Genomic DNA, 10,058 nt, shown 5'->3' with positions numbered 1-10,058 from the left:
GGAACAGGACGGCATTAAATCGCATACCCACAGCGCCAGCGCATCCAGTACGGATTTGGGGACGAAAACCACATCGTCGTTTGATTACGGCACTAAATCCACGAATAACACTGGTGCGCATACCCATAGTTTAAGTGGCAGCACGAATGCGGCTGGTAATCACAGCCATAGAGATGGCCGTCGATTTAACCCCAGTGTTTTTAAAGATACTTATCAATATGGTTATACAAGCTCAGGTCAAAATACCTGGGGTGTACAAGGCTCAGTAGGTATGTCTACGGGGTGGTTAGCGAATACCAGTACAGATGGTAATCATAGCCACTCACTGTCCGGCACAGCAGCATCTGCAGGTGCACACGCGCATACTGTCGGTATTGGTGCTCATACGCACTCCGTTGCGATTGGTTCACATGGACACACCATCACCGTTAACGCTGCTGGTAACGCGGAAAACACCGTCAAAAACATCGCATTTAACTATATTGTGAGGCTTGCATAATGGCATTCAGAATGAGTGAACAACCACGGACCATAAAAATTTATAATCTGCTGGCCGGAACTAATGAATTTATTGGTGAAGGTGACGCATATATTCCGCCTCATACCGGTCTGCCAGCAAACAGTACCGATATTGCACCGCCAGATATTCCGGCTGGCTTTGTGGCTGTTTTCAACAGTGATGAGGCATCGTGGCATCTCGTTGAAGATCATCGGGGAAAAACCGTCTATGACGTGGCTTCCGGCGACGCGTTATTTATTTCTGAACTTGGCTCGTTACCGGAAAATGTCACCTGGTTATCCCCGGAAGGGGAATATCAGAAGTGGAACGGCACAGCCTGGGTGAAGGATACGGAAGCAGAAAAACTGTTCCGGATCCGGGAGGCGGAAGAAACAAAAAACAGCCTGATGCAGGTAGCCAGTGAGCATATTGCGCCGCTTCAGGATGCTGTGGATCTGGAGATCGCAACGGAGGAAGAAACCTTGTTGCTGGAAGCCTGGAAAAAGTATCGGGTGTTGCTGAACCGTGTTGATACATCAACTGCACCGGATATTGAATGGCCAGCCCTACCGTATGGTAAGATATATAAATTCTATAATTAGAAGTATCTTTCCATTTAAGGCTAGGAAGGGGGGCTTGGAAAACGTAAGGAATCTCACACCGAGATTATTTTTATATATCAGGCGTCTGATTTTTTGCTTTAGCTCTTAAAATGGTTTGCCGCGAGGTTTTGAATTCTTGGGCAATGTCACTTATATTTATACCTGACTTAATTTGCTCTAGTACCCTCTGTATTTGTTCATCATTTAACACAGGTGGGCGACCAAATCGCTTTCCTGCGCCCCGTGCTCTTAATATCCCTGAATGAGTACGCTCAAGTAAAAGGTCTCGCTCAAATTCAGCGACTGCTGAAATTACTTGCATCATCATTTTTCCAGGTGGACTGGTCAGGTCAACGCCCCCCAATGCTAAGCAATGCACTTTGATACCTGCTTTGGTCAGTTGTTCCACCGTTTTACTGATATCCATTGGATTACAACCGAGGCGATCCAGTTTTGTGACAATCAATGCATCACCTCTTTTCAGTCGATCAAGCAACTGGTTAAAACCAGGACGCTCACTGGTTGCTGCTGAGCCGCTAATTTGTTCTTCAATTATTTGCTGAGATTTGATGTTAAAACCTGCACTTTCGATTTCCCGACGTTGATTTTTGGTTGTCTGTTCCAGAGTTGATACCCGACAGTAAGCATAAATTCGAGACATAGTGAGATCTTCTATACGAAATTGGTGTACATATCATAATGCATCTCAGAAAATAATTTTGATTATTTTTGTACATATTTGTATGTACACGTTCGAAAATAAACGAATGCGTATGCAACCCCGTAATTTTGGTGAGACCCAAAATCGATTTTGTGAAAAATGGCCTTAACTCGGTTTGTTTTTCGAGTTCCGGGCGGACTCAAGGAAGAAGAATAGTGTTGCGTGTTATTTTAACCAGATTTCAAGTTGTTTGGTCGTGGAAAAGTGGAGCAAAATGTTGTTAAAGTGGAAAAATGATAAAAAAGTAAGTTTATTATATTACATTTTACCATTTAAATTTTTGTTGTCTTTAAGAACTGATATCGCTGTTTGTAATAATTCTTTGTTATCCAGCCATGACTTTTTCTTTATGTTTCCTTCAATGTAATCAAGCAATGTTCTGGTATTGATAGGTCTTCCCTGTTTTGCTACTTCCACTACAGCATCCCCTAGGATAATTCTTACTTCAGGAAGCTGCGCAGGGAACCACTTTAGGGTGTCTTTTGATTTCATGAAGATATTCCTTAAAATATTATTGATTTTCATTGCGATATTGTATGTCTGATTCAGGATATGTTGACTTATACATCGGTTTTGTCTGGGTTATTGGATATGCCAATCCCTAATTTTATTAGAGCATGACTAAAAATGCTGAATATGATAAGGAGCGAAGTGATTATCAGTATGCTGTTCATATAGCCTCGAATTAGTAATGTGTTATATATGATATAGTTGACAATTTTTATCTTGGGTGTTCTTAAAGTTCGTAGATAAACATTGTCGTTTCAGGTATACAGGAATGCTAACAGGTGGCGGCAAAAATCAGGCGGTTTATGGCGCAAGCTGAAGTGGCAACTGCAAACTATCTTATGCAGAGACTCTACACGGATTGGGTTTAAAAGTATACATAGATAACAGTTTTTATCTGAAGAAGAAAAATATCAAGGTGATATAGCCTATATGCCTTTGATGCGGAGGAATGAATGTGATGGGAGTGATGTATCTGAATAGTTGAAAAACCGCAGACACGCCTTATGCAAGAACGTGCTGCGGTTGGCTGGTAAATTTTTCGATAGTGCGAGTATTGAATGATTTCCAGCCGTTATTGATTTTACGCGTAAATCCATGAAAAAACTACTTATCTGTTGGGGAGTTTTTTTTGGGGCATATATGGGACAGGAATAGGCCCCAGATAGACACTGAGATCGAACTTAGGATGCTTTTTAAAAAATGCAACTATCTGAAAAAACCTAGAAAACGCCAAGGAAACCACAGGATGGGAAAAAACACCTGTGAATTATGGATTTCCAGTTATATTCGCTCGGTGCAGCGTTAGTGTTTCATGAAATATTTTTTCCTGAATCATCAACGGCAATGGCGTTAATTCTGGCAATGGGAACCTACGGTGCAGGTTATGTGGCGCGTATTGTCGGAGCATTTATTTTCGGCAAAATGGGCGACAGAATAGGGCGTAAAAAAGTGCTCTTTATTACCATCACCATGATGGGGATCTGTACCACCTTAATTGGTGTGTTACCGACCTATGCACAGATTGGTGTTTTTGCACCCATCTTGCTGGTGACGCTGCGTATTATTCAGGGATTGGGTGCAGGTGCGGAAATTTCCGGTGCCGGTACGATGCTGGCGGAATATGCGCCAAAAGGTAAGCGCGGAATTATCTCCTCATTTGTGGCTATGGGAACTAACTGCGGAACCTTAAGCGCAACGGCAATCTGGGCCTTTATGTTCTTCATTCTCAGTAAAGAGGAACTGCTGGCGTGGGGATGGCGTATACCGTTCCTGGCGAGCGTTGTCGTGATGGTCTTTGCTATCTGGTTGCGTATGAATCTGAAAGAAAGCCCGGTCTTTGAGAAGGTTAACGACAGCAACCAACCGACAGCAAAACCTGCACCTGCTGGTAGCATGTTCCAGAGCAAATCCTTCTGGCTGGCAACAGGACTGCGTTTTGGTCAGGCAGGTAACTCCGGGTTAATTCAGACTTTCCTTGCAGGCTATTTAGTACAGACGTTATTGTTTAACAAAGCAATTCCAACAGATGCATTGATGATCAGTTCGATTCTCGGCTTTATGACCATTCCGTTCCTTGGTTGGTTATCCGATAAAATTGGTCGCCGGATCCCGTATATTATTATGAATACCTCTGCGATTGTGCTGGCGTGGCCAATGCTTTCTATCATCGTAGATAAAAGCTATGCCCCGAGCACCATTATGGTTGCACTGATTGTGATTCATAACTGTGCGGTGCTGGGATTATTTGCTCTGGAAAACATTACCATGGCAGAAATGTTCGGCTGTAAAAACCGCTTTACCCGGATGGCTATTTCAAAAGAAATTGGTGGTCTTATCGCTTCCGGTTTTGGTCCTATCCTGGCGGGTATTTTCTGCACCATGACGGAATCCTGGTATCCGATCGCCATTATGATCATGGCATATTCAGTGATTGGTTTAATCTCTGCGCTGAAAATGCCAGAAGTGAAAGACCGTGATTTAAGTGCGCTGGAAGACGCTGCGGAAGATCAACCGCGTGTTGTAAGAGCTGCGCAACCTTCCAGAAGTCTTTAAATCCTCAATCCCTTCTCTTACCGGAGAGGGGATTTTTATTCATATAACAAAACATGTAGCTTGCCATATTTATATTTAAGGAATTGTTATGGGAAATAATTTGTTATCAGCAAAAGCGACACTCCCTGTTTATGATCGTAATAACCTGGCCCCAAGAATTGTTCATTTAGGCTTTGGTGCATTTCACCGTGCGCATCAGGGTGTGTATGCCGATATTCTTGCTACGGAACATTTCAGTGACTGGGGATATTATGAGGTCAATTTAATCGGCGGCGAACAGCAAATTGCCGATTTACAACAGCAAGATAATCTTTATACCGTTGCGGAAATGTCGGCCGATGCGTGGACGGCTCGCGTCGTTGGCGTCGTTAAAAAAGCCTTGCACGTACAGATTGATGGCTTAGAAACCGTGTTGGCTGTGATGTGTGAACCGCAAATCGCGATTGTCTCTCTGACAATCACCGAAAAAGGGTATTTCCACTCTCCGGCGACCGGACAGTTAATGCTCGATCACCCGATGGTCGTTGCCGACGTACAAAATCCCCACCAGCCGAAAACTGCAACAGGGGTGATTGTCGAGGCGCTGGCTCGCCGTAAAGCGGCAGGACTTCCCGCATTTACCGTCATGTCATGTGACAACATGCCAGAAAACGGTCATGTTATGCGTGACGTTGTCACTTCCTACGCGCAAGCTGTTGATGTAAAACTGGCACAATGGATCGAAGAAAACGTGACTTTCCCATCAACAATGGTGGACCGTATTGTGCCCGCAGTGACGGAGGATACGCTGGCGAAAATCGAACAACTTACCGGTGTGCGCGATCCTGCGGGCGTTGCCTGTGAACCTTTCCGCCAGTGGGTAATAGAAGATAACTTTGTTGCCGGACGTCCGGAATGGGAAAAAGCGGGAGCCGAACTGGTTAGTGATGTGCTGCCTTATGAAGAGATGAAGTTGCGCATGCTCAACGGCAGTCATTCATTCCTGGCGTATCTGGGGTATCTTGCCGGATATCAGCACATTAATGACTGCATGGAAGATGAACATTATCGTCATGCAGCGTATGCCTTGATGTTGCAGGAACAAGCGCCGACGTTGAAAGTGCAGGGCGTTGATTTGCAAGATTACGCTAACCGATTAATTGAACGCTATAGCAACCCGGCGCTACGTCATCGAACCTGGCAGATTGCGATGGATGGTAGCCAGAAATTGCCACAGCGGATGTTGGATTCTGTTCGCTGGCATCTGGCGCATGACAGCAAGTTCGATCTGCTGGCGCTGGGCGTCGCAGGTTGGATGCGTTATGTCGGTGGTGTTGATGAACAGGGAAATCCGATAGAAATCAGTGACCCACTGTTACCTGTTATTCAGAAGGCTGTACAAAGTAGTGCCGAAGGGAAAGCGCGCGTCCAGTCATTGCTGGCGATTAAGGCGATCTTTGGTGATGATTTGCCAGACAATAGCTTGTTTACTGCAAAAGTGACGGAAGCGTACTTGTCTTTATTAGCGCATGGTGCGAAAGCGACCGTGGCGAAATATTCCGTGAAGTAAAAAAAGCAATGCCGCCATCGGCGGCATTCACACGCTTAGTTCATGCCGAGACGAATCAGGTCCAGAGGTGCCAGTTTCTCTTCACAACCTTCAACAACTACGGTTTTTCCGCGGCGGATTTGCTCAGCGGTCAGACCTTCAGTATCAATCGACAGGATCTTGCCAGTGTGACCGGTGCCGCTAACCATAACACGGCTGCCAGTGGTGATTGCGTTACGGTTACGATCGTAGGTCGTCATAGGTGTTTTCTCCTTTCTGATTTACAGTCGAAGCCCACGTAACGGGCGCACTATAAATACTCCTGTCGAGTGAAATATTTTTTGTTTTTGATCAAGCTCACATCTTTTTTGATGCATGCATGAGCCATATGACGGAGGGAAAAACTCTCACCCCGGATGGGATGAGAGGAAATGAATTACTCTTCGCTAAACCAGTCGCTGTTTTCCTGACGGATCTGGCGCACGGATTCGCTGATTTCCTGCAAATGGTGCGTCATTGCACGTTCTACCGCATCGCCATCACGTTTTTGCAGGGCAGAGAAAATCTCAAGATGCTGGCGTAACAGCATTTCTGGTGGAGAAACGTGGTCGAAACTCATATAGCGCACGCGATCAACGGTCGCTTTCAGGTTCTCAATGGTATCCCACGCCAGTTGACAGTCGGCAATCTGCGTCAGGAGTTGATGGAAGTTGTCATCAAGTTCAAAAAAATCATCCAGTTGCTTGCGCTCTATGGCAATGCGTTGCTGGTGAAGATTTTGTTCCAGTTGGTAGCACTGGCTTTCGGTAATCATGCTCGCCGCCCGACGCGCCACCGCGCACTCAATGGCCTGACGGATAAAACTGCCGTTGCGCACCTGGGCCATGGAAATTTTGTTGACGTAGCTGCCACGCTGCGGACGAATTTGAATCAGGCCGTTTTCCGCCAGTTTAATAAAGGCTTCACGAACCGGCTGGCGTGACACATTGAAACGAACAGAAACTTCTTTTTCCGACAACGGTGTGCCTGGTGCAATCAGGCAATGGACAATGTCGCGACGAAGAATACGATAAATCTGCTGATTGACAGGCTGTGTGGGATTAAGTTGCGTTTCGACGGTCATTCGTTCTTGCTTGTGAGTGAGTTAACTGCATGAGTCTACCACTTTTTTGTGACAAGCAATAACCCGGCAGTTACGCCGGGTATAAAAATTACTGACGGTGGACATTCAGTCCGGCATAGCTTTGGGTAACCGGCATCATTTCCAGGGTATTGATATTGACGTGAGCAGGCAGCGTTGACACCCACCAGACGGCTTCGCTGACATCTTCCGGCGTCAATGCAACGGTATTTTGATAGGTTTTTTCCGCTTTACTGTCATCGCCTTTAAAGCGGACATTGGAAAACTCGGTGCCACCCACCAGACCCGGTTCGATGTCGGTGACGCGCACCGCCGTACCATGCAGGTCCGTACGCAGATTCAGGCTAAACTGACGAACAAACGCTTTCGTCGCACCGTAAACGTTACCACCGGCATACGGCCAGCTGCCTGCCGTTGAGCCAATGTTAATAATATGACCATGATTACGTTCAACCATACCCGGTAAGACGGCGCGCGTCATATATACCAGGCCTTTGTTGTTGGTATCAATCATCGTTTCCCAGTCTTCAACGCTGGCTTTATGCGCAGGTTCCATGCCCAACGCCAGGCCGGCATTATTTACCAGGATATCAATATTGCACCACTCGGCAGGAAGCGATGCCAGCATCTCTTCAATAGCGGCGCGGTTGCGAACGTCCAGTTGGGCGATATACAGATTATCTCCCAGTTCGTCTTTTAACTCCTGCAACCGCTCCTGGCGACGGCCAGTGGCGATAACTTTATGCCCTTGTTGAATAAAACGACGAGTAATGCATTCACCAAAACCTGCCGTTGCTCCAGTTACTAAAACGATCATCTCACTGTTCCTCAACGCTTTTGTGTGTCAATAACATAGCACGTGATGCTTAAGAGCGGGTAATACTGGTTTGCAAGATTGCACTCCGTTATCAGTAAGCCTACGCTATGGAACACCTCGCGTTCAGGAGAAGAAAATGACAACAATGAATCCTTTCCTTGTGCAAAGCACACTGCCGTATCTGGCTCCCCATTTTGATCAAATTGCCAATCATCACTATCGCCCGGCATTCGATGAGGGAATGCAGCAAAAGCGGGCTGAAATTGCTGCCATCGCGCTTAACCCGCAAGCGCCTGATTTCAACAATACTATTCTGGCACTGGAACAAAGCGGAGAATTACTTACCCGCGTTACCAGCGTCTTTTTTGCGATGACTGCGGCGCATACTAATGATGAATTACAGCGTCTTGATGAACAGTTTTCCGCTGAACTGGCGGAACTGGCTAATGATATCTATCTGAACGGTGAATTATTCGCGCGGGTAGATGCTGTCTGGCAACGCCGTGAATCCCTGGGACTTGATAGTGAATCCATCCGCCTGGTGGAGGTCATTCATCAACGTTTTGTCCTTGCCGGAGCCAAACTTGCACAAGCTGATAAAGCAAAATTAAAAGTACTGAATACAGAAGCTGCGACCCTGACCAGCCAGTTTAACCAGCGGTTACTGGCAGCAAATAAATCCGGCGGTCTGGTTGTGAACGATTTCGCGCAGCTGGCAGGAATGAGTGAGCAAGAGATTGCGCTGGCGGCAGAGGCGGCTCGCGAGAAAGGTCTGGATAACAAATGGCTGATTCCGTTGCTGAATACCACCCAGCAACCAGCGCTTGCTGAACTGCGCGATCGCGCGACGCGTGAAAAACTGTTCACTGCGGGCTGGACGCGAGCGGAAAAAAATGATGCCAATGATACCCGCGCTATCATTCAACGTCTGGTGGAGATCCGCGCGCAGCAGGCGAAACTGCTTGGTTTCCCTCATTATGCCGCATGGAAAATCGCCGATCAGATGGCAAAAACGCCAGAAGCAGCACTCAACTTTATGCGGGAAATTGTTCCAGCGGCGCGTCAACGTGCGAGCGATGAATTAGTCTCCATACAGGCGGTTATTGATAAGCAGCAGGGCGGGTTTAGCGCGCAGCCGTGGGACTGGGCATTTTATGCCGAGCAGGTAAGACGTGAGAAATTCGATCTCGATGAATCGCAGCTCAAGCCATATTTTGAATTAAACACGGTGTTGAATGAAGGTGTATTCTGGACCGCGAATCAGCTCTTCGGTATTAAGTTTGTCGAACGTTTTGATATTCCTGTCTACCATCCTGACGTTCGTGTGTGGGAAATTTTTGATCATAATGGCGTGGGGCTGGCGTTATTTTACGGTGATTTCTTCGCCCGTGATTCAAAAAGCGGCGGTGCATGGATGGGCAATTTTGTTGAGCAATCAACGCTGAATGAAACGCATCCGGTAATTTATAACGTCTGCAATTATCAGAAACCCGCCGCTGGGGAGCCTGCGTTGTTACTCTGGGATGATGTCATAACCTTATTCCATGAATTTGGTCATACGCTGCACGGCCTTTTTGCCCGCCAGCGTTATGCCACGCTTTCCGGCACCAACACGCCGCGTGATTTTGTCGAATTTCCGTCGCAAATCAACGAACACTGGGCAACGCATCCGCAGGTATTCGCTCGCTACGCCCGGCATTATCAGAGCGGGGCAGCAATGCCTGATGAACTGCAACAGAAAATGCGTAATGCCAGCCTGTTCAATAAAGGGTATGAGATGAGCGAACTGCTTAGCGCCGCACTTCTCGATATGCGCTGGCATTGCCTGGAAGAAAACGAAGCAATGCAGGATGTCGATGATTTTGAATTGCGGGCGCTGGTGGCGGAAAATATGGATCTTCCTGCTATACCGCCACGCTATCGCAGCAGTTATTTCGCCCATATTTTTGGTGGCGGATATGCCGCAGGTTATTACGCTTATCTGTGGACGCAAATGTTGGCCGATGATGGTTACCAGTGGTTTGTTGAGCAGGGCGGATTAACGCGTGAAAATGGGCGGCGTTTTCGCGAGGCGATTCTTTCCAGAGGTAACAGCGAAGATCTGGAACGCCTGTATCGACAATGGCGCGGTAAGGCACCTCAGATTATGCCGATGCTGCAACATCGTGGCTTGAACGTATAAACACCA

9 protein-coding genes and 2 pseudogenes are annotated in these 10,058 nt (G+C 46.8%); 5 read left to right on the top strand and 6 right to left on the bottom strand.

Annotated elements, in window-relative coordinates; all coding sequences use genetic code 11:
- Together ACJHWT_RS18390 and ACJHWT_RS18385 are read left to right on the top strand one after the other, a co-directional pair.
- A pseudogene (locus tag ACJHWT_RS18390) lies at positions 1 to 499 on the top strand (hypothetical protein); the annotation flags it as partial.
- A complete protein-coding gene (locus ACJHWT_RS18385) occupies positions 499 to 1,101 on the top strand; it encodes a tail fiber assembly protein (RefSeq protein WP_041498222.1) in 603 nt (200 codons plus the stop codon). The pseudogene ACJHWT_RS18390 and the gene ACJHWT_RS18385, both read left to right, overlap by 1 nt.
- Before the next feature lie 70 nt (positions 1,102 to 1,171).
- On the opposite strand, the gene ACJHWT_RS18380 is transcribed toward ACJHWT_RS18385, so the two are convergent.
- From ACJHWT_RS18380 to ACJHWT_RS18370, 3 genes are all read right to left on the bottom strand, one after another.
- Positions 1,172 to 1,762, bottom strand: coding sequence for a recombinase family protein (locus ACJHWT_RS18380; RefSeq protein WP_000087133.1), 591 nt, complete (start codon positions 1,760 to 1,762; stop codon positions 1,172 to 1,174).
- A gap of 318 nt (positions 1,763 to 2,080) precedes the next feature.
- A complete protein-coding gene (gene ydfK, locus ACJHWT_RS18375) occupies positions 2,081 to 2,314 on the bottom strand; it encodes a cold shock protein YdfK (RefSeq protein WP_000836765.1) in 234 nt (77 codons plus the stop codon).
- A 68-nt stretch (positions 2,315 to 2,382) separates the two neighbouring features.
- Positions 2,383 to 2,496 carry a YnaM/YnfT family protein gene (locus ACJHWT_RS18370; protein WP_120795384.1) on the bottom strand — a complete coding sequence of 38 codons (114 nt, stop codon included), beginning with the start codon at positions 2,494 to 2,496 and terminating at the stop codon, positions 2,383 to 2,385.
- A gap of 604 nt (positions 2,497 to 3,100) precedes the next feature.
- Here ACJHWT_RS18370 and ydfJ point away from each other — a divergent pair.
- Both ydfJ and ACJHWT_RS18360 read left to right on the top strand, forming a co-directional pair.
- A pseudogene (gene ydfJ, locus ACJHWT_RS18365) lies at positions 3,101 to 4,384 on the top strand (MHS family MFS transporter YdfJ); the annotation flags it as partial.
- 88 nt (positions 4,385 to 4,472) lie between these two features.
- Entirely contained in the window at positions 4,473 to 5,933 is a 1,461-nt protein-coding gene (locus tag ACJHWT_RS18360) for a mannitol dehydrogenase family protein (protein WP_000527790.1), read from the top strand.
- 35 nt (positions 5,934 to 5,968) lie between these two features.
- On the opposite strand, the gene ydfZ is transcribed toward ACJHWT_RS18360, so the two are convergent.
- The 3 genes from ydfZ to ydfG form a co-directional block, all read right to left on the bottom strand.
- On the bottom strand, positions 5,969 to 6,172 hold the full coding sequence (gene ydfZ, locus ACJHWT_RS18355; RefSeq protein WP_000214712.1) for a putative selenium delivery protein YdfZ: 204 nt from the start codon (positions 6,170 to 6,172) through the stop codon (positions 5,969 to 5,971).
- A gap of 176 nt (positions 6,173 to 6,348) precedes the next feature.
- A complete protein-coding gene (gene rspR, locus ACJHWT_RS18350; RefSeq protein ID WP_000215552.1) occupies positions 6,349 to 7,035 on the bottom strand; it encodes a DNA-binding transcriptional regulator rspR in 687 nt (228 codons plus the stop codon).
- Between the two features lie 88 nt (positions 7,036 to 7,123).
- Positions 7,124 to 7,870, bottom strand: coding sequence for a bifunctional NADP-dependent 3-hydroxy acid dehydrogenase/3-hydroxypropionate dehydrogenase YdfG (gene ydfG / locus ACJHWT_RS18345; RefSeq protein WP_001317837.1), 747 nt, complete (start codon positions 7,868 to 7,870; stop codon positions 7,124 to 7,126).
- Between the two features lie 136 nt (positions 7,871 to 8,006).
- On the opposite strand from ydfG, the gene dcp reads away from it, so the two are divergent.
- Positions 8,007 to 10,052, top strand: coding sequence for a peptidyl-dipeptidase Dcp (gene dcp, locus ACJHWT_RS18340; protein ID WP_001317836.1), 2,046 nt, complete (start codon positions 8,007 to 8,009; stop codon positions 10,050 to 10,052).
- Positions 10,053 to 10,058 lie beyond the last annotated feature (6 nt).

It is taken from the genome of Escherichia sp. WS338, assembly GCF_046486405.1.
Lineage (GTDB): Bacteria > Pseudomonadota > Gammaproteobacteria > Enterobacterales > Enterobacteriaceae > Escherichia > Escherichia coli.
The sequence above is the reverse complement of the archived record's forward strand: the minus strand, read 5'-3'. Positions and strand labels throughout refer to the sequence as shown.